The 18,786-nt window shown below is 56.5% G+C and carries 19 protein-coding genes; 8 read left to right on the forward strand and 11 right to left on the reverse strand.

The genetic code is table 11. From position 1 onward, the window contains the following. The first annotated feature begins 169 nt into the window (after positions 1-169). Both ACTQXM_RS03640 and ACTQXM_RS03645 read left to right on the forward strand, forming a co-directional pair. Positions 170-1,192, forward strand: a complete 1,023-nt coding sequence (locus ACTQXM_RS03640; RefSeq protein ID WP_441537031.1) for a helix-turn-helix transcriptional regulator — start codon at positions 170-172, stop codon at positions 1,190-1,192. Then, complete coding sequence (locus tag ACTQXM_RS03645; protein ID WP_441537032.1) at positions 1,179-2,096, forward strand: helix-turn-helix transcriptional regulator; 918 nt, start codon at positions 1,179-1,181, stop codon at positions 2,094-2,096. Before ACTQXM_RS03640 ends, ACTQXM_RS03645 begins: the two co-directional genes overlap by 14 nt. Here ACTQXM_RS03645 and ACTQXM_RS03650 read toward each other — a convergent pair. Then, entirely contained in the window at positions 2,093-4,987 is a 2,895-nt protein-coding gene (locus ACTQXM_RS03650) for a helicase C-terminal domain-containing protein (RefSeq protein WP_441537033.1), read from the reverse strand. The two genes, ACTQXM_RS03645 and ACTQXM_RS03650, sit on opposite strands and share 4 nt — an antisense overlap. Then, positions 4,981-5,946 (reverse strand): D-alanine--D-alanine ligase family protein, encoded by a 966-nt coding sequence (locus tag ACTQXM_RS03655; protein WP_427748142.1) that lies wholly within the window; start codon positions 5,944-5,946, stop codon positions 4,981-4,983. Before ACTQXM_RS03655 ends, ACTQXM_RS03650 begins: the two co-directional genes overlap by 7 nt. A gap of 85 nt (positions 5,947-6,031) precedes the next feature. On the opposite strand from ACTQXM_RS03655, the gene rlmN reads away from it, so the two are divergent. Beyond that, positions 6,032-7,084, forward strand: coding sequence for a 23S rRNA (adenine(2503)-C(2))-methyltransferase RlmN (gene rlmN / locus ACTQXM_RS03660; protein WP_441537034.1), 1,053 nt, complete (start codon positions 6,032-6,034; stop codon positions 7,082-7,084). 192 nt (positions 7,085-7,276) lie between these two features. Here rlmN and ACTQXM_RS03665 read toward each other — a convergent pair whose 3' ends face one another. From ACTQXM_RS03665 to rpmH, 9 genes are all read right to left on the reverse strand, one after another. Then, positions 7,277-7,531 (reverse strand): hypothetical protein, encoded by a 255-nt coding sequence (locus tag ACTQXM_RS03665; RefSeq protein ID WP_441537035.1) that lies wholly within the window; start codon positions 7,529-7,531, stop codon positions 7,277-7,279. After that, complete coding sequence (locus ACTQXM_RS03670) at positions 7,521-8,399, reverse strand: ParB/RepB/Spo0J family partition protein (protein ID WP_441537036.1); 879 nt, start codon at positions 8,397-8,399, stop codon at positions 7,521-7,523. Before ACTQXM_RS03670 ends, ACTQXM_RS03665 begins: the two co-directional genes overlap by 11 nt. Positions 8,400-8,418: 19 nt before the next feature. Continuing rightward, positions 8,419-9,219, reverse strand: a complete 801-nt coding sequence (locus ACTQXM_RS03675; protein ID WP_427729019.1) for a ParA family protein — start codon at positions 9,217-9,219, stop codon at positions 8,419-8,421. 130 nt (positions 9,220-9,349) lie between these two features. Then, a complete protein-coding gene (gene rsmG / locus ACTQXM_RS03680; RefSeq protein ID WP_441537037.1) occupies positions 9,350-10,087 on the reverse strand; it encodes a 16S rRNA (guanine(527)-N(7))-methyltransferase RsmG in 738 nt (245 codons plus the stop codon). A gap of 96 nt (positions 10,088-10,183) precedes the next feature. Further along, entirely contained in the window at positions 10,184-10,753 is a 570-nt protein-coding gene (locus ACTQXM_RS03685) for a Jag family protein (protein ID WP_154516793.1), read from the reverse strand. 44 nt (positions 10,754-10,797) lie between these two features. Further along, complete coding sequence (locus ACTQXM_RS03690; RefSeq protein ID WP_441056460.1) at positions 10,798-11,568, reverse strand: YidC/Oxa1 family membrane protein insertase; 771 nt, start codon at positions 11,566-11,568, stop codon at positions 10,798-10,800. Positions 11,569-11,597: 29 nt separating this feature from the next. Next, positions 11,598-11,822, reverse strand: coding sequence for a membrane protein insertion efficiency factor YidD (gene yidD / locus ACTQXM_RS03695; protein WP_154516787.1), 225 nt, complete (start codon positions 11,820-11,822; stop codon positions 11,598-11,600). Next, the gene (rnpA, locus tag ACTQXM_RS03700) at positions 11,819-12,157 is read right to left on the reverse strand and encodes a ribonuclease P protein component (protein ID WP_154516785.1); all 339 of its coding nucleotides are present in this window, start codon (positions 12,155-12,157) and stop codon (positions 11,819-11,821) included. Before rnpA ends, yidD begins: the two co-directional genes overlap by 4 nt. Before the next feature lie 20 nt (positions 12,158-12,177). Beyond that, complete coding sequence (gene rpmH, locus ACTQXM_RS03705; RefSeq protein WP_019127408.1) at positions 12,178-12,312, reverse strand: 50S ribosomal protein L34; 135 nt, start codon at positions 12,310-12,312, stop codon at positions 12,178-12,180. A gap of 345 nt (positions 12,313-12,657) precedes the next feature. Between rpmH and ACTQXM_RS03710 the strand changes: the two genes are divergently transcribed. From ACTQXM_RS03710 to ACTQXM_RS03730, 5 genes are all read left to right on the forward strand, one after another. Beyond that, entirely contained in the window at positions 12,658-14,034 is a 1,377-nt protein-coding gene (locus ACTQXM_RS03710) for an ATP-binding protein (protein WP_441547606.1), read from the forward strand. Between the two features lie 15 nt (positions 14,035-14,049). Beyond that, the gene (locus ACTQXM_RS03715; RefSeq protein ID WP_441537039.1) at positions 14,050-15,753 is read left to right on the forward strand and encodes a DnaA ATPase domain-containing protein; all 1,704 of its coding nucleotides are present in this window, start codon (positions 14,050-14,052) and stop codon (positions 15,751-15,753) included. Between the two features lie 238 nt (positions 15,754-15,991). After that, a complete protein-coding gene (dnaN, locus tag ACTQXM_RS03720; RefSeq protein WP_427729028.1) occupies positions 15,992-17,095 on the forward strand; it encodes a DNA polymerase III subunit beta in 1,104 nt (367 codons plus the stop codon). A 9-nt stretch (positions 17,096-17,104) separates the two neighbouring features. Continuing rightward, complete coding sequence (gene recF / locus ACTQXM_RS03725) at positions 17,105-18,211, forward strand: DNA replication/repair protein RecF (protein WP_441537040.1); 1,107 nt, start codon at positions 17,105-17,107, stop codon at positions 18,209-18,211. Continuing rightward, positions 18,198-18,761, forward strand: coding sequence for a DciA family protein (locus ACTQXM_RS03730; protein WP_441537041.1), 564 nt, complete (start codon positions 18,198-18,200; stop codon positions 18,759-18,761). Before recF ends, ACTQXM_RS03730 begins: the two co-directional genes overlap by 14 nt. Positions 18,762-18,786 lie beyond the last annotated feature (25 nt).

Below are 18,786 nucleotides of genomic sequence, written 5' to 3' on the forward strand. Positions count from 1 at the left end.
AGGCCCAATGCTTGCACATTAGAACCGTATATAGTCGAAAGTATACCCCGAGCGAACGCAATCGGCCGAAATCTGGGCATCTTAACGCACTGAGCGGACAAGGATATAGCCTAATCTCCATATCGGATTAAAATCATGGCATCAAATAACCTTCCCATGCGAGGATTCTATGACGGTAAGCGATATGACCGCGACAAACAAAACAAATGCGCCAGAACCCGGTTTCGACAAAACCGCCCAGCGTATCCTCAACCTTTTCTTTGTCCTCAACAGTTCCCCCGAGCCCGTAACTACCGAGCAGATCGTGCTGGATTCTGACCTAGGCTACGGATCGGGCAACGTCGACTCGGATAAGCGAAAATTTCGCCGCGACCGCGACAAGCTGCTCGAGCGGGGCATTGTGATCAAGGAAGTTCGCGCCGCGGGTGCCCAGGAGACCGAGGAGAGCGCCTGGACAATCGACCGTGAGCATACGTTTGCCGCGGGCGGCTTGATCACCGCAGACGATGCCGACATTCTGCTAAACGCTATCGATCAGACCCTCACCACGGGCTCTTCGGCCTTTGCGACCCCGCTCGCCGACATACGCTCCAAAATTGCCTATCTTACCGGCGAGACGAATACGGCCGAGCCCCCCGTTGTTCACTCGCCGACGGTCGATGCGGTATGGAGCGCGTTTGCCGACCGATGCGCGCTGCGTTTTTTGTATCAAAACGGACGGGGTGAGCAACGACAACGCACTGTTTGCGTCTACGGCATGTTCGAGCGCGAAGGAACGGCCTACTTTTGCGGCCTAGATGACGCCACCGGAAAAATCAGAACCTTTCGCTGCGATCGCATCGTTCGTGCGTGGCGTCCATCGCGGGCCTACGCCATTCCCGCAGACTTCAATCTCAACGATTACCTCTTCTTTGAATTCGATTTCTCCGATTGCCAGCCCGTCACGGCAACTTTCTCGTTTGCTCCGCAGGCTCAATCCGACATGGTCCACGGCCTCACACGTGGGCGAGGAAGGCTCGAGCACGCCAAAGACGGCTGGACCTGGACCGTTGACGTTCGCGACCTGAATGCGGCGGCGTCATTTTGCATGGAACACAGCGTTGACGGTATGAGGCCCGTAGCGCCCAACGAACTCAAGCAGGCGTGGAACCGCCTCATCGAAAGGACAGTGAGCGCTCATGGCCGTGCGTAAGCTCACCAGCGAACAAAGGCTCTCGCGCTCCATCGACATTATGGAGGCACTCTATGCCGCCGGCGAGGCGGGCATGACGCGAGACGAAATCTGCAGTCGCTTCGATATCTCCGGAGCTTCGCTCGACGAGATCATCGGCATCATCTCGACGCTCGCAGACCGCGAATCGGGCGCGCGCATCATTTGCGAATGCCACGATGAACGTGTGGTTCTCATCGGCGATGCGGGCCGTGTGCTGCCGCTTCGCCTGAGTGCCGCCGAGGGCGCCGTACTCAATCATGAATTGGAGTCACTCGGAATCGAGGAGTGCGCGGCGGCGCGCATCCGGCGCGCACTCCTTCCGGCGGAACTCGGATACAACCAACGCGTTGACGATACCGTCGCCCGCGGATCTTATTGGCAGCAACTCTGTTGTGCAATTCAGGATGGCGTGCGATGCCTCGTCACCTACCGCTCCCTGGACGACCAGCATCCACGCAGGCGATTGATCGACCCCCTAAAGATTACGACCAACGGCGACCAAACGTACCTGATTGCCTGGGATGTCGAGGCAGACGGGCAGCGCTCCTACCGTATGGACAAGATCGAGGAGCTTCTGCTGACGGAAGACTCCGTCGTGCGTCACACGACCGAAACCACGTCCCTGCACGATTCCCTTGCACAGGCAAGCCAGAGCGTTAAGCTCCTGATGCCGCTCGATATGGCAGAACGCGTGAGGTGGGCAGGTATCAGGTCAATTAAAGCCGATGGGGAGGGTACGGCAAGCGTGACCGTTTGCTATAGCTCCGAAAACTGGCTGTTTAGCCAGATTATCGCAGCGGGCGGAGCCATCCGCATCGCAGACGACCCCGCCCTTTCAAAGCGTCTATGTGATGCCGCCGAGGCAATGGCCTTCCGTTCTTAGCGATGGCGTTCGTGCGCTTGGCGCCATAACTGAAGATAGTGGCCGATCTGCGCCGTTTCGATGCGCTGATACGAGCTGGTAGGCAGCGATGTCAGAAATTTCTTTCCGTAACCCTTCGTCACCAGACGCGGGTCGGCCAAAATCAACACGCCGCAATCGGTCGATGAACGAATCAGGCGACCGGCCGCCTGCTTGACCTCGAGAACCGCCTCGGGCAGCGAGTAGCGTACCCAGGCGCGGTCCTCGCGCAGATTGCGCTCGCACGAGAGAGGATCGGTGGGGCTCGAGAATGGCAGCTTGGGGATAATGACGCATCTCAGCGTCTCGCCGCTGGCATCGAAGCCCTCCCAAAATGCTTTGAGAGCAAAGAGCGACGAGGTCGACTCGTTGATAAAGCGATCGCGCAAGCGACGGGGAGACGAATTGCGCTGCTGACAATTGAGTTCCAGGCCGGCACGCGCCAGCTTGGGCTCAACCCGAGCGTACAGGTCTTCCATATCGCGGCGATTGGTGAACAGCGTGAGTACCGACCCGCCCATGGCAAGATGGGCATCGACCAATACGCGCTCGAGCGCGGACAGATAGCCCTCGCGGTCGCGAGGGTCGGGAATGTCCCCCGCCACGACTACGGCCATGTTCGAATCGAAGTCATAGCTCGAATCCAGGTGCAGTGACGAGGATGCCGAAGCGGCAATGCGATCGAGGCCTACGGCATGGTTAAAGTGCTCAAAGCTCTTGGACACCGTCATGGTTGCCGAGGCAAAGATGGCCGTATGCACCTCGGGCAGCCACTCGTTCGCCAGGGCCTCGCCGATGTCGATGCGCTCGGCGGTCATGGATTCTCCGCCCGCACGTAGGCGGCGGTTGACCTGCAGCGAGTACACATAATGCTCGTCGGTGCCGTCAATGATGAGCTTGAGGTTCTCGGCCAGCTCGTGCAGACGGCGCGAAATATCGCCCAGGTCGACGACGACCTCGGGTTTATCGGCAGCGACAGCCTGCACCAGCGCGGCAACATTTTTATCCGCCTGCTCCAGGGCATCGATAGCAGCGCTGGCAGACTGCAAGAAGTCATGCCAGTCATCCGACTCGCGCAACTCGGGGCCAATCCACAGATTTGCGCTGTCGTAGCCACCGCGAGCGCGACGGCCGAGCTCACGCACGCCGTCAAACACCTCGGCGAGTGCCATGCTCGCGCGTGCGACCGTAGACGTCGCCTTCGCGGTGAGCCCCAGATAAAGCGTGGAGCCTTCGGATGTCGCCAAATCACAAGATACCTGGCTCAATGCACCGGAGCTCGACCCGCCAAGGCGCTCAAATAGCACGCGAGATTCGTCTGCCGAGACCACGCGCGCCCACTGGCGGCGCGCCTCGCGCTCGATGGAATGGGCCTCGTCGATTACCCAGTGGCGGATGGGAGGCAAAATTCTCCCTTCGGCCGCAACGTTGCGAAACAGCAGGGAATGATTTGTGACCACGATATCGGCATGCGCCGCGCGACGACGGGCACCGTGGACGAGGCATTTATCGGGGAAGAACGGACACAGGCGGCGAGCGCATTCGCGCGAGGCCGTCGTAAAGTCGGGGCGGTTGACGCTGCGCCAGCGAATGCCGAGCGAATCGAGGTCACCATCGGCAGATTGGCACACATACGCCATGATCACCGCAACCGCTGTGAGCGTGTCGGCAGGATCGCGCTTGGTGGTAATCTCGGTCTGACTTCGGCTCATGCGCTCGAGTTTACGCAGGCACGGATAGTGGTCATATCCCTTGAGCGCACAGAATGACAAGCCTCCGTCCAGCTGTTCGGCGAGTTTTGGCAGCTCGTGGTACATAAGCTGATCGGCAAGATTATTCGATTTGGTCGCAATGCCAACGGTAATGTTGTTTCGGCGGGCGGCCTCGGCAAAGGGCACGAGATACGCCATCGATTTACCGACGCCCGTACCGGCCTCTATCACGCGATGCGTATCCGTAACCAACGCGTCGCGCACCTCGAGCGCCATGGCAATCTGCTCGTCGCGCGGCTCATAAGTGGGATACATGCGATTGACTAGACCACCGGGGGCATAATCCTCCTCAATCTCTTCGCGGCTCGGCATGTTAAGAACCGGCAGCTCGTCGGCATCCACGCGATCATCGGCGCGATCGGCCTTGAGCACGTCGGCGCGGGCGGCAGCAAGCGAGAAAATCGAGCCGGGGTTTTGACCTGCCAAAAACGAGAAAATGGGACGATAGGACCAAGGAACATCCGCGTGCATATCCGCCAGACGCGCCATAAGGCCCTGCGGCAAGTCCGTAAGGGCAACCAGCAGCACGCGCCACACCCCACACAGGGCATCGACATCGGCGTTTGCGCGGTGCGACACGGAGTCGCAGCCAAACAGATCGGCCATAAAGGACAACTTGTGCGATGCCAGGCGCGGCAGCGCGATACGGGACAGCGCCAGCGAATCGATCCAGATGTCGCTGACGTTGACACCGCCCTTGACCGATTCGATGAATGATCGGTCAAACGTGGCATTGTGCGCGATAACCGGGCACCCGCCCACAAAATCGGCGAGCGCAGCCACGGCCTCTACAGCCGAGGGGGCATCGGCCACATCGGCGTTTGTGATGCTTGTGAGCTCAGTGATTTCGGCAGGGATCAGCTGCTTGGGATGCACAAACGTGTCAAAGCGGTCAACGACCTCGCGGCCCGAAAGACGGGCCGCGGAAATCTCGATAAGCTCGTTGTCCTGGACCGAAAGACCCGTGGTCTCGGTATCGAGGACGATAACATCCTCCTCGATAAGGCCAAACGATTGTGTGCGGGCACGCTCGGCGAGCGTTGCATAGGAATCAATGACAAACTGCGGCGTTCCAGGAGATACAGCGTCCTCGATTAGCATGCAATGCCCGCTCGACGGAGACCCATGCGAATCAGACTGTCACAGACCTGCGGGAAGGTCATGTCTTTGGTATGACGAATCTCGTCCGGATACAGCGACGTATCGGTCATACCGGGAATCGTATTGGTCTCGAGGATGACGGGGCCGTCCTCGCTCACGATAAAATCGCTGCGCGAAATGCCCAGACAGCCGAGGGCTTTGTGGGCCGCACAGGCTAGTTCCTGGGCACGAGCATAGTTTTCGGGCGAAATCTGCGCCGGAATACGGTGGATATCCGTGGGATCGACGTACTTCACATCCAGGTCGTAGAACTCACAGTCCTCAGGCTTGCGAATCTCGACGATCGGCAGGGCGCGCACGTCATCCTCGCCGTAGACGCCTACGGTAATCTCGGTTCCCTCGATGCACTTTTCGACCAGCACCTTATCGCCGTACTCAAAGGCCTTGGCGATGGCGGCAGGCAGCTCAGAGGGCTCGTGTACCAGGGAGATGCCGTAGCTGGAGCCGTTGACGGCGGGCTTTACAAAGCAACGCTCGCCGCAAATCTCAACGATGCGATCGATATCAACCTCGTCGCCCGCCTCAAGCGCCAAACCGGGGGCAATGGGGATGCCTGCCTTGGCATACAGAAGCTTTGAAACCTCTTTATCGGCGCCACACGCGCTGGCGAGCACACCCGACGCCGTATAGGGGATACCCAGCGTCTCCATGGCTCCCTGCATGGCGCCATCCTCGCCGCCGGCGCCGTGCATGGCGATAAACGCCACGTCAAAATCGCCAGTTGCCATAGTCACCATAAAATCATCGGCAGCCGTATCGAGCAGCTCCACCGAAGTGTAGCCAGCCTCCTTTAGGGCCACCACGACGTTCTTTCCCGAATTGAGCGAAATCTCGCGCTCGGCGGAATGGCCGCCCGCCAAGACCGCTACGTGCATGTTCTCTAGGCTTTTACCCGGCATGGGCAGACTCCTCCTCTATGATTTCTGCAGCTGATACCATATTGTAGCGATACCCCCTACGTTTCCCCAAAATCGAAAGGCTTCCATGAATCCCAGGACTAAATCTCAGGACATTCGCGACTCGAGCCAAAACGATATTCGCGAGCTCGTGGCCGAACTCGGCCAGCCCGCTTTCCGCGCGAAGCAGCTCATTGAATGGGTTTTTGAGAAGAACGTTTGTTCGTTTGACGATATGACCAACCTTCCCAAGGCTTTCCGCGAGCAGTTAAAGGAGGCATTTGCCTTCGACACGCCGACCGAGCTCACCAAGCAGGTGTCCAAGGACGGCTCTCGTAAATACCTACTCGAGTACCACGATGGCATTTCTGTCGAGACCGTCGGCATGCCCCGTCGTAACAAGCTCTCTGTCTGCATATCCACCCAAGCCGGCTGCGGAATGGGCTGTGCTTTTTGCGCTACCGGTCTCAACGGCCTCAGGCGCTCGCTGACCGCCCAGGAAATCGTCGACCAGGTACTTCACGTTTCCAATGATTTTGGCGAGCGCGCGACAAGCGTAGTGTTCATGGGCCAGGGCGAGCCTTTTGCCAACTACGATGAGGTTCTTAAGGCGCTGCGCATCCTTAATGACCCCGACGGTATCGGCATTGGAGCGCGCCATCTCACCGTGTCTACCAGCGGTGTTATTCCTGGCATCCGTAAGTTTGCCGACATTCCCGAGCAGTTCACCCTAGCTGTCTCGCTGCACTCCGCTATCCAGTCCACACGCAATAAGCTCATGCCCGGTGTTAAGAAATACACACTCCTGCGCCTTCACGAGGCACTGCAGCTCTACACCGAGAAGACCGGCCGCCGTCCGACGTATGAATATGCCATGATCGAGGGCATCAACGACACCAACCCCGAAATGCAGGCACTCTGCGACTTCTGCGAGGGCACGCTGTGCCACGTCAACCTGATTCAGCTCAACGATATTGAGGGCAGCCCGCTCAAGCCGTCACCGATCCATAAGGTAGAAGACCTTCAACGCCGTCTTGAGTCCCGTGGTATCGAGACCACGATCCGCAACTCTCGTGGCAACGATATCGATGCGGCTTGTGGCCAACTCAAGCAGCGTTTCAAAGTTCAGAAGAACGCGTAGGGGAGACCAGCCCAAACGTTTCATGTGAAACATCAGAAAGCCCCGGTTGCTTAATTGCAACCGGGGCTGTTTCATATTCATCGATTATCTGCATCATAGGATTGTCCAGCATTATTTAGGACGATATTAGGGATCCCTGTACTGGTGATCAGACAAGGAACCCTTCAGAATAGATGAGTCATTGTTAGGTACCTAAAAGCCTACAATTTCCCATTGATGATTAACCCAATCTTGGTTGATCTTGGGATTCTTAGTCATCTGAGCCGTACGCATGGCAACATCCTCAGTCATAACATCCATTTTCTTTTTTGAGGTATCAACGATATCCTGCGCTCCACGAAGTAAACGACCACGCAATTCATCATCTGTCGCAATCTTATAACCGGCAAAAGCGCCAACTGCAACAGTTGCAGCCAAAGCGACAGCAGTCAGAACTTTATTCCTCATCCTGACCTCCTTGATCAAACTGAATGATTTCGCCAAGAATGCGAGAGAGTTCCTCTTCATCCTTAAATTCAATCTCGATCTTGTTCTTGCCGCGCGAGCTCTTTACGCGAACGTTCGTGTTAAACACCTGACGCAGAACGCGTGCCGCCTTCTTAAAGGATTGAGGCGTTGCGGTTCGAGGCGTTTTTGGTGTCTCTCCGGCAGAAAACAACGGAGCAAGATTTTCTGTCGCGCGGACGGACAATCCTTCTGCAACAACCTTCTCAGCTAACTTAATGCGTGCATCTTCGTATGGAACTGCAAGAATTGCACGAGCATGGCCAGCAGTCAGCTTACCTTCAAAGATCATCTGCTGAACAACCCCTGGAAGATCAAGTAGGCGCAGCGAATTGGTGATTGCGGAGCGAGACTTGCTGACAGCCTTCGACAAGGCCTCTTGAGTCATACCACTCGCATCGATGAGCTGTCGATACCCCTTAGCCTCTTCGACGGGGTTGAGATCAGAGCGTTGCAAATTTTCAATCAATGCAAGCGCAAGCATCTGTTCATCATCAACATCTTTTATGATGACAGGAACTTCCTCAAGTCCAGCGAGCTTAGAAGCCTGATAACGGCGCTCACCCGCGATAATCTCATAGCCATTACCGTGCTTGCGTACAAGAAGTGGCTGAAGAACACCATGCTCCTGAATCGACTCACTCAACTCTCGAAGCTCGGTCTCATTAAAATGAATTCTGGGTTGGTTGGGATTCGGAACGATATCTTCGATTGGAAGTTTAGTTTCCGAAGCAGTATTGGATGCGGACGTCGCAGATCCACCGGTCTCATATTCTGCTTCGGAGACCAATGCATTGAGTCCGCGACCCAAACCGCCACGCTTCCTAGGACTAGGCACGCTTGATCACCTCTTTGGCAAGGTTCATATACGCCTTTGCACCCTTATTTTGCGGCGCATACGTAATTACCGGCTCACCGAACGACGGTGCTTCTGATATTTTAACCGTACGCGGAATCAAGGTCTTAAATGCCTTATCGCCAAAGTACGACTGCACTTCTTCGACAACCTGATTTGAGAGCGATGTTCGCGAATCATACATCGTCATAAGCACGCCATAGGTATCAAGGCTCTTATTTAGGCGTGTTTTGACCATCTTCATCGACTCAAGCAGCTTGGTGACACCTTCGAGTGCGTAATACTCACACTGAATCGGAATCAGAACACTGTCCGCCGCCGTCAACGCATTAATGGTCAACAAGCCAAGTGAAGGCGGACAGTCGATAAATATAAAGTCAAACTCATCCTTAACAGGCTCAAGCAGATCCTTTAAGCGTGTTTCTCGTGCAATTGCGCTCACAAGCTCAATTTCGGCACCTGCAAGCTGGATAGTAGCCGGAATTACAAATACCTTACTGCAATTTGTATCCAGAACAAGCGATTCTGCCGGAACATCATTCAGCAATGCATCATAGATGCAGTTATCGAGTTCTTCTTTTTCGATTCCAAAGCCGCTCGTGCTATTACCCTGTGGATCAAAATCGACAATCAGCGTCTTTCGACCCTGTTCACCCAGTGCTGCTGCAAGGTTTACTGCTGTGGTGGACTTACCCACACCACCCTTTTGATTGATGATTGCAATGATACGCGTGTCTTTTGCGCTCTTTGAACGCTTAACGTCGCGAAATCCCACGGTCCCTCCTGGTGTATTTTAAGCTGTTAAACGGAGGATGTTTCACGTGAAACATTCCGATTCATCATCTGTTATGTTTCACGTGAAACATAACAAGTAATTACTATCCATTATGTTTCACGTGAAACATCTAGGCAAGCGGATTCTTCTTCGCCATGCCATTAGCACGTGGAAGCGAAATAGATGCCGGACGAGATTTTTTTAGAATGATAAACTCGCGATGACCCAAGCCATTTGGCAAATCTAAATCATCTGTCATAAGCGTGGTGAACCCGCATATGGTAGCGGCATTTAGACCAGACTGAAGTTCGACGTCTGACGGGTTTCCCTTAGTAATAACAAAGAGACCACTATCTATTAGAAATGGTGAAGCGTACTCGACGAGAACTGGTAACGGTGCAAGTGCACGAGCAGTAACAACAGCAAACTGTTTCTTATGGCTTCGGGCATATTCTTCAAGACGATCATGAACCGTGTGAGCATGCTTGAGACCGAGAGCCTCAACAAATGAGTTGACGGCATCAACCTTCTTGCCAACCGAATCGATATAGGTAGCCTTACGTCCGCTAGCAATTGTCAAAGGGATACCAGGAAACCCAGCACCAGTACCCATGTCTAACAACGCGCCTTCTGGAGCTATGTCTATATAGGGAAGCAACACAAGCGAATCAAGAATATGAAGAACAGCCGCATCTTCGATATTTAGGATGCGCGTAAGATTGGTGGTCTTATTAGCCTCCAAAACAAGATCAAGATGCTCAATACAGGAGCGTAGGGCATCATTGGAGACCTTCAAAGAATAGTCTTCGCAATACGAAATTAGATGACCAAGCATCTGGCTTGTCTGCTCATCGGTTAGTACAAACAAGACAAACTCCTATCTGACAAAAATCAGTGTATCAAGAACTTTTGACAAAAAAAGGGGACGTGGAAACCACGCCCCCTTAAGATAAGCTCGTTTAGGTTATCGAGCAACAATCACAACATGACGATCGGGGTCAGAACCCTCAGAATGCGTGTCGACGGCGTCGTTGCCGCGAAGAGCAATATGAACCAGACGGCGCTCGTAGGCATTCATGGGCGGAAGCGAAACGCTTTTGTGAGTGCGCACTGCCCGCTCGGCAGCAGACTGAGCCATAGAGGCAACCTTGTCCTGGCGGCGGCTCTTATATCCCTCGACGTCGACGACGACCGGATACCTAAAGCCAAGCTTGCGACTCACCAACAGCGAGAACATAACCTGAAGGGCATCAAGGGTGCGTCCATGACGACCAATAAGGACGGCAAGGTCGGGAGCCGTTACATCAAGAATCAGTTCGCCCTCGTCGCCCTCATACTCATCGATAGGAGAGTTGGCGGCGTCGAAATGCGAAAGGATGGAACGAAGAATAGAAATCGCAACATCGGCAATGGTGTCGAGCTCTTCGTCCGTAAGCTCTTCACCAGCCTTGTAGCGCTGTGCAATCTCGAGATAATCGCCCGCGGCCTGCGGGGCAACCTCCTCAAGCATATCCTCGACGATCTCTTCAGACATAACGTACTCCAAAAGTTAGGTACCTAAATAAGATTACTATACCGCTACTTCTTCTTGTGCGGGCGCGGCTTCTTCTCGCGACGCGTGACCTCAACCTGCAGCGGGGCGTTCTTAAGACGCTCCTCCTCTTCGGCCTTAGCCTTCTCGATAACCTTCTGCGTCACAAAGATCTGCTGGATGACCTGCCAGGCAGAAGACACGTCGTAGTACAAAAGAACACCAACGGGCAGGCTCCAACCCATCCAGAGCATCATGACGGTCATGACGACGGCCATCATGCGCATGCTCTGGGCCTGCTGACCAGTCTGATTGCGCGACATGTACAGCTGCGGAATCAGGGTCAGGACAGCAAACAGAATCAGGCAAACCAGCGCAGGCAGTGCGACCATAAAGCCATCGGCAAAAGAGGCACTCGGCGTGGTAGTCAGATCGGGCAGAATGTTGAAGAACGAGAAGGTGCCCTCGTTAAAGTACTGCGGCAGGTTGCGCAGAAGCGTAAACAGGGCGATGAGGATAGGCATCTGAATCAGAAGCGGCAGGCAGCCGGACAGCGGATTGAACTTGTTCTCGCTGTAGAACTTCTGCATCTCCTCGGCCTGACGTTGGGGATCGTCGGCGTAGCGCTCCTGAATCTCGAGCATCTTGGGCTGCAGCACCTGCATACGGGCCGTCGACTTGGTCGACTTGAGCATGAGCGGCGTCAGCAGCAGACGGACGATGACCACCAGGATAATGATGGACAGGCCCCAGTCGACCGCAAAGGTCTGGATGAGCTTGAGCAGCTCGAAAAGGATGTTAACGATCCAATCCCACATGTAATTTTTCCTCCGATAGCGAGTGCCCGCTAGGGCACAGGGTCATAACCGCCGACGTGCAGGGGATTGCAGCGAGCGATGCGCCTCACGGCAAGCCAGCAGCCTCTACAAACACCGTATTTCTCGATAGCCTGGACGGCGTAATGAGAACACGTTGGATAATAAATGCAGGCGTCAGGCAATAAGGGCGAAATAACCTGTTGATATATGCGAATAGGAGCGATGGCAACACGTCGCAAAACGTGATTGCTCATCGCTCCTCCCCGGCAACGCCGGCGCGTATCACAAGCGAACGCAATGCCTCGTTCATTTCCTCCGGCGACGAGATCCTCGTCTTGGGGGTCGCGAACAAGATGATGTCATAACCCGCAACGGGAAATCCGCAGCTGCGGGCGGCCTCGCGCATCACACGCTTAGAACGGTTGCGCACAACTGCGCAACCGAGTCGTTTAGCACCAACGAAGGCGACCCTTCCAGAGTCGCCTTCGCCAACCGATTCACATATGGTCATTCGAATCAGAGGATGATTGAAACGACGCCCCTGACTGAACACATGCTCGAAATCTTGCCGAGACTTAATAGTCTTCATGCGAGATGTGTGTATCGCTGCTAGACAGTGAGACGCTTGCGGCCCTTGGCGCGGCGACGGGCGAGCACGGCACGACCACCCTTGGTGGCCATACGGGCACGGAAGCCATGGGTCTTGGCACGCTTACGCTTATTAGGCTGATACGTACGCTTCATCTTAAGTTCCTCCTGCTGCATTTCGAGTGTCCGCGAGGGCGCGGACGCAGATATAGACACGTGAGCTTGAAGATTGTAGGGAAATCAATGTTCAAATGTCAAGAAATCAAAGGTAAAAGGTTGCGCAGTTCACACGGTTCCGCCATAAGCCGGATGAGTTTTTGAGTATGACTCCAACTTTTCACGATATTTCACCGAGTTTTCGACAGGTCATGTTGGCAATGTTGAGAACTTTTCGTCCATTTTCCAAAGTTTTCAACATGTTTTGAAAACTTGTCGAAAGATGAGAAACATTGCGCGGTGAGCTACTATTTATCCGAAACCTTTTGAAAGATTGCGAGCGGCATGTCTGACGACTTTTACACCATGGTCGATTCCGGTGACCCGGCACCCGACAACGAGCACATCAACGGCGTACGCGAAGAGCGCGAAGAGGGCGAGCAGACATCGAAACAGACACCGAAAACCATGTATGCGGCGCGCATCGCCGTCTATGACGACATGCTTTCGACCCCGCGCGTGATCGTCATCGAGCCGCAAGACATCCGCACGTATCTGGAAGAGACGACTAACACCGTCTACCAGTGCATGAAAGAGCAAGGCGGACACATCTCACTCATGGTTATCCGCGAGATTGTCGAAAACTTTATCCACGCCCACTTTGCCGAGCCCATTATCTCGATCCTGGACGGCGGGGAAACTATCCGCTTTGCCGACCAAGGTCCGGGCATCGACGACAAAGAGCGCGCCTTCGACTTTGGCGTCACCAGCGCAAACAGCAAGATGAAGCGGTATATACGCGGCACCGGGGCAGGTTTTCCCATGGTGCAGGAATACCTGGAAAACGCCGGCGGGGCAGTCTCCATCGAAGATAACATGGGCAACGGCACCGTCGTCACGGTGAGCCTCGACCCCAAGCGCGTGCAGGAAATTGAGCGCGCGGGAGGGCGCGGGGCAGCCGTGCGCCCCGAGGCCCAGGGGTCGGAATACCCACTGCCGGGAGCATTTCCACAGCAAGCAATGATGACTCCGCAGCAAACCATGGCCGCGTCCCCACTGCAACGGCCCATGGTTTCGCAGCAGATGCATCAACCCGGCATGCCGCCCATGCAGGACCCCCAGCCCGCGGGACAGACGACAACTCGAGGCTCGGCAGAGTCCATGGTCCCGGCCGATTTGGATGCAGCCGCGATGCAGCAGGTGACGGGCATGCAAGGAGCTCGGCAGATGGGCTTCCAACCGTACCCGCAGGCATATCCGGGACAATATATGCCGCAGCAGGGATACTCCCAGCAATATATGCAGCAGTATCCCCAGGGCTATCAGCAGCCGTATCAGCAGATGCCGCAGCCGTACCATCCCTGGGCCCAGCAGATGCCGCCGCAGCCATACCAACAGTGGCCGCAAAGTTTTCAACAGCCGATGCCAACCATGCAGAGTTCTCAACAACCAGCAGCTCAAATGATGTATCCTAATGCGGCGAATCAATACGCACAGCCGCAACCGGACGTATTTGTGAGCGAGCGCGGCAACGCGGCGCTGGGATATCTGGCTCAAAACCAAGAGTGCGGCGCCACCGACTTGGCGCGAGCATTTGGAAACTCCGCGCCCACGTGGTCACGAACACTCAATGACTTGGCGCAGGCCGGCTTGGTAATCAAACACGGTCAGAAATACCATCTGACCGAACTCGGCAGCGCTCGCGTGCGTGCCCAAAGTTAAGGAACGGGAGAGACAGTGGACGAGGAAGCAAGCATCATCCTGGAGGATGCCATCGCCTTTTGCCAGCGCGACGGCCAAGATGCACGCCTCATCAACATGTTGGGGCAATCGCGTGCCGTGAGCCTGACCGAGGACACCTTGACCATCGAGGCACCGTCGCGCTTTGCCATTGCGCAGCTCAAAAAGCACCAGCCGACTATCGAGCACTACCTAGAAGAGATTGCCTTTGCGCCGATCGCGCTCAACATCGTGGCCCCGCAGGGTCCCACGACAGGCGCCACAGGGGCGGCACCCGTCACTCCCCCTTTGACGACCGTCGCCCCCGTGGCGGCTCCGGAGACCAATGCGGGCGATGTTTCCCGTGAAACCATGCCCCACGCAACAGCCGTGCCGGTAGCAACCGCGCCCAGCGTTTCACACATGCCCGTCGCGCACGACGCGGCGCCGGGCGAAGAACCGGGCATCGCGATCAAAAACACGCTGTCGGCCGACGATTTCCGCCGCATGATGAATCAGATGAAGGGCGTGGCACCCGCCAGGAGCGCAAAACCAGTCTCGACATCGCCTGTGAGCGTGCCTGCGGCTGCTGCGCCGGGCGAGCAGAACGCCGATGGCGCGCCCCTCGTGGCCAACTCAAAATTCACCTTCGAAAACTTTGTCTATGGCCCCGAAAACAGCCACGCCTATCGTTCGGCGCTTAAATTCGCCGCACTCGCAGACGAACGCGGTACTTGCACATCCCTGTTCATCTATGGCAAATCGGGCTTAGGCAAGACCCACCTGCTGCTCGCCATCAAAAACGAGCTCGCCGAGAAGTCGCCCGAGATCAAAGTGAAATACGCCAACTCACAGGCATACATCGATGATCTGATGACAGAATTCGACCGCCAAAAGAAGAGTAACGCCCCCATCATGCAGGCATACCACGGCGTGGACGTGCTCATCATCGATGACATCCAAAACATCATCGGCAAACGCGCGAGCGTGGACTACTTTTTCCAGCTCATGGACGAGTTTATCCGCAACAACAAGAAGGTCGTGATTGCCGCAGACCGTGCGCCCAAGGACCTGAACATGGACGAGCGCCTGACCAGCCGCTTTAACGCCGGCATGCTCTGCTTGGTAGCAGAGCCCAGCTACGAGATGAAGTACAAGATTCTGCAGCGCTATTACGAGAACACGATCGCGGCGGCGCCCGAGGCGGGCGACGACTCGCTGCTGGCGGCCTACGGTGGCGACAGCGGACATCTGACTGACGAGCACTTTAAACACATGGCGGAGGTATCGGGCACCAACATCCGTGAGCTCGAGAGCTTCTGCGAGCGCTGCGCCGGGGAGGCGGGCGACCGCGAGCGCGAGGGTAGCGAGCTGAGCTTCGACGACATCGATGCCATCGCCAGCCAGTACTTCGACACGTCGGCCAAAAAGATCAACGTGCAGACAGTTCAGTCTGTTATCGAGGAGCAGTACGGCGTGACGCATGAGGAGCTCATTGGTCCGCGCCGCAATGCCAATATCGCCAAGGCGCGCCATATCGCCATCTACCTAGCGATCGAGATGTGCGAGATGACAACCACCGCCGTGGGTGCGGAGTTTGGCAACCGCAACCACTCGACCGTCAGCACGAGCTACAAAAAAGTCCAGAAGATGATTCAGGAAGACCGGACCGTGACCGAGGACCTCAAATCGCTACGAGACAAAATTACACTGCGCTCGTAGGGAAATAGGCACACCTGTTGAAAACTTGTCGAAACCGCGGGCATAAGGTGTCTAAAACCCAGCCCGCTCCGATGAAAAGTTTTGCGCAGGTTTTGAACGTGGAAAACGACCCCTGTTGCACACAGGGAACTGTCGATTCTCTTTTTAGGTTTGACCTGCATGTTTGGGAGTAATCAACAGTTTCGTCAGTACTATTACTATTATTAAGATATTTATATCTATAGAAAGGTATTAAAAGATGAAGTTCACCGTCAGCCAGAGCTCGCTTACGCAAGCAATCGGCGTCGTCATGAAGGGTGTCGCTTCGGCATCCACCCTCCCTATTCTGTCGGGCGTGCTCATCAAGGCACAAGACGGCATCTTGGAATTCCAGACCTCTAACTACACTATCTCGATTCGTCACCGCATCGCGGCACATGTGGAAGAGGAAGGTGAGATGGTAATCCCCTGCAAGATGCTCTCCAACATCACCAAGACCCTTCCCGATGCCCCAGTTACCTTTGAGCTTTCGGAGCGCCAGGTACTGATCGGTTGCGAGAAGAGTTCCTTCCGCCTGAATACGCTCGATGCCAACGATTTCCCCGAGTTCCCGGCCTATGCCATCGAGAGCGCCGTTGAGCTCCCGACCGACATTCTGTCCGAGATGGTCAGCCGCGTGTGGCGCGTCACCTCGACCGACAAGGCCCGCCCCATCCTGGGCGGTGTGCATATGAGAGTCGAAAACAACACCGTGCGCCTGGTGGCGACCGACTCCTTCCGTCTGGCCGTGTGCGATACGCAGGTGGAGACCTCGACGCTCGAGGGCTCCTTTGAGCTCAACGTGCCGGCCGATGCCTTCAACGACGCCCTGAGCATCATGGCGAGCCAGGCGACCATTATGATCGGTGCCACCGACACACAGGTTGTCTTTGAAGCCGGCAACACCACCTACGTGTCGCGCCGCATAGAGGGTATGTATCCCAACTACAAGCAGCTCATCCCCGATTCGTGCGTAACGAGCGTCAAGATCGACGTGGCGGCTTTTAATGCCGCCCTCAAGCGAGTGGCGGTCATCGCGAGCGCCAACCCCGCCGTCAAGTTTGAGATCGATGTCGAGAACGGCCAGATGGGCCTGTCCTCCATCTCCAATGACCAGGATCTGGCGCAGGAGACGATCGACGTCGAGGCCGAGGGCGAGTCGGGCACCATTGCCTTTAACTACCACTACATCTTTGGCTGTCTCAACGCCCTGTCCAAGGAGAAGGAGATCACGCTGGAGCTCAAGAGCTACTCGCAGGCCGGCATCTTTAAGTCCTACGACAAGATCAACTATCTGTACCTGGTCATGCCGGTGCGCATCTAGCGGCGCCCTATGGCCATGTTCGCCCGCGATCTTTCCGTCGCGCGCTACCGCAGCTTCGATAGCTATCGCCTGGAACTGAGCGATGGCGTGACGGTGCTCGCGGGGCCCAACGCGGCGGGAAAGACCAACCTCATAGAGGCGCTGCAGCTGCTAACGAGCGGCGCCTCGTTTAGGCATTCCACTGCCGTCGAGCTTGTGCACGACGGCACGGGTTTGTGCAAGGCCGAGCTTAGGCTCGAGGGCGATGGCCGCGTGCTGGACATGGGCCTATGCGTGGAGGACGGTAAGCGTTCGTTTAGCCGCAACGGCAAGCGATGTGCCGCCTCTGGTGTGCGCGGCGTGCTGCCGAGTGTTTTGTTCTGCCCCGATCATCTGGATATGGTTAAGCGCGGTGCCAGCGTGCGTCGCGCCGCGCTCGACGACTTTGGTGTGCAGCTGAGCGCCCGCTATGCCGATCTGGCAGGCGCCTACGGCCGCTGCGTGACGCAGCGCAACGCCCTGCTCAAAGAGACATGGTGCTGCCGTGAGATGCTCGGTGCGTGGAATGAGTCGATTGCCCGCGCCGGATCGGCCCTGCTGGTGCACCGCTTGGCCCTGCTCGATCGCTTGGCCGCCCACGTGCGCAATGCCTACGGGCTGGTTGCGTCCGGGGAGGAGGCCGATGTGGCCTATGCGTCCACGTTGGGAGAGCTGCCCCAGACCGATGACCGCGAGGAGCTGAGGGGCTGGGCATACGAGCGCATGCTCGCGGCGCTCGACGAGCGCGCCGACGAGGAAATCCGCCGCGGCGTGACACTCGTGGGTCCGCACCGCGACGAGGTTGAGTTTTCGGTCGCCGGCCGCTCGGCTCGCTCGTTTGCCAGTCAGGGTCAGCAACGTACGTTGGTCCTGGCTTGGAAGGTGGCCGAGGTGGCCGTAGCCCGCGATATTCTGGGTACCGCCCCGCTGCTGCTTTTGGATGACGTGATGAGCGAGCTCGACGGCGATCGCCGCGCCGCTTTTTTGCAGCTGATCGGCGACGACATCCAGACAGTCATAACCACCACCAATTTGGGATACTTTACCGATGAGTTACTTGATCGAGCCAAGGTGGTGAGCATGGGTGAGGCATGCTAATTACGAGCGTGAGAACGGCACGGCTGCCTTCAGTGACTTTTTGGGTGCCGAGCGCCAGCGCATCTTGGCGTCGGCTACGCCCGAGCGTCGTGCGCAAATGGAGGCCGCCGAGGAATCGCGTACGGTCTACCGTGCTTGGAACGCGGTGTGCTCGGGCACGCGCGAGGGCCGGCACGTGACGGGGCTACGTTATCTTCCCGAGTCCAACGAGCTGCTGGTGTATCTCGATTCGCCCTCGTGGACACAGGAGATGACACTTTTGCGCGAGATAATCCGCGCACGCATGGAGCGTGCCGGCGCGCATGTGGATGGCCTGGTATTTAAGACGACCCGCCCCGGCCACACGCCGCCCGCGGCAAAAGAGCGCCTGCGCCCGGTCGCGCCCGAGCGCCCGCCCGCGCCGCATGCCGACCTGAATGAAGCCGAGCGCGCCGAGATCGAGCGCCAGGTATCGCCCATCGAAGACCAAAAACTGCGTGAGGCCCTCCAGAACGCCATGAGGGCCAGTGCCGAGTGGGCCAAGGGCGTGCAAAGCAAAAAAGAGTCTTAAATCGCATCTGGTGGCCTTGTATAGG

This window comes from Collinsella sp. LCP19S3_D3 (assembly GCF_052121455.1).
Taxonomy (GTDB): domain Bacteria; phylum Actinomycetota; class Coriobacteriia; order Coriobacteriales; family Coriobacteriaceae; genus Collinsella.

Excerpts from the sequence above, each read along its gene's own strand:
- ACTQXM_RS03640 (WP_441537031.1), top strand. The coding sequence starts at position 170 with ATGACGGTAAGCGATATGACCGCGACAAACAAAACAAATGCGCCAGAA.
- ACTQXM_RS03645 (WP_441537032.1), top strand. The coding sequence starts at position 1,179 with ATGGCCGTGCGTAAGCTCACCAGCGAACAAAGGCTCTCGCGCTCCATC.
- ACTQXM_RS03650 (WP_441537033.1), bottom strand. The coding sequence starts at position 4,987 with ATGCTAATCGAGGACGCTGTATCTCCTGGAACGCCGCAGTTTGTCATT.
- ACTQXM_RS03655 (WP_427748142.1), bottom strand. The coding sequence starts at position 5,946 with ATGCCGGGTAAAAGCCTAGAGAACATGCACGTAGCGGTCTTGGCGGGC.
- rlmN (WP_441537034.1), top strand. The coding sequence starts at position 6,032 with ATGAATCCCAGGACTAAATCTCAGGACATTCGCGACTCGAGCCAAAAC.
- ACTQXM_RS03665 (WP_441537035.1), bottom strand. The coding sequence starts at position 7,531 with ATGAGGAATAAAGTTCTGACTGCTGTCGCTTTGGCTGCAACTGTTGCA.
- ACTQXM_RS03685 (WP_154516793.1), bottom strand. The coding sequence starts at position 10,753 with ATGTCTGAAGAGATCGTCGAGGATATGCTTGAGGAGGTTGCCCCGCAG.
- ACTQXM_RS03690 (WP_441056460.1), bottom strand. The coding sequence starts at position 11,568 with ATGTGGGATTGGATCGTTAACATCCTTTTCGAGCTGCTCAAGCTCATC.
- yidD (WP_154516787.1), bottom strand. The coding sequence starts at position 11,822 with ATGAGCAATCACGTTTTGCGACGTGTTGCCATCGCTCCTATTCGCATA.
- rnpA (WP_154516785.1), bottom strand. The coding sequence starts at position 12,157 with ATGAAGACTATTAAGTCTCGGCAAGATTTCGAGCATGTGTTCAGTCAG.
- rpmH (WP_019127408.1), bottom strand. The coding sequence starts at position 12,312 with ATGAAGCGTACGTATCAGCCTAATAAGCGTAAGCGTGCCAAGACCCAT.
- ACTQXM_RS03710 (WP_441547606.1), top strand. The coding sequence starts at position 12,658 with ATGTCTGACGACTTTTACACCATGGTCGATTCCGGTGACCCGGCACCC.
- dnaN (WP_427729028.1), top strand. The coding sequence starts at position 15,992 with ATGAAGTTCACCGTCAGCCAGAGCTCGCTTACGCAAGCAATCGGCGTC.
- recF (WP_441537040.1), top strand. The coding sequence starts at position 17,105 with ATGGCCATGTTCGCCCGCGATCTTTCCGTCGCGCGCTACCGCAGCTTC.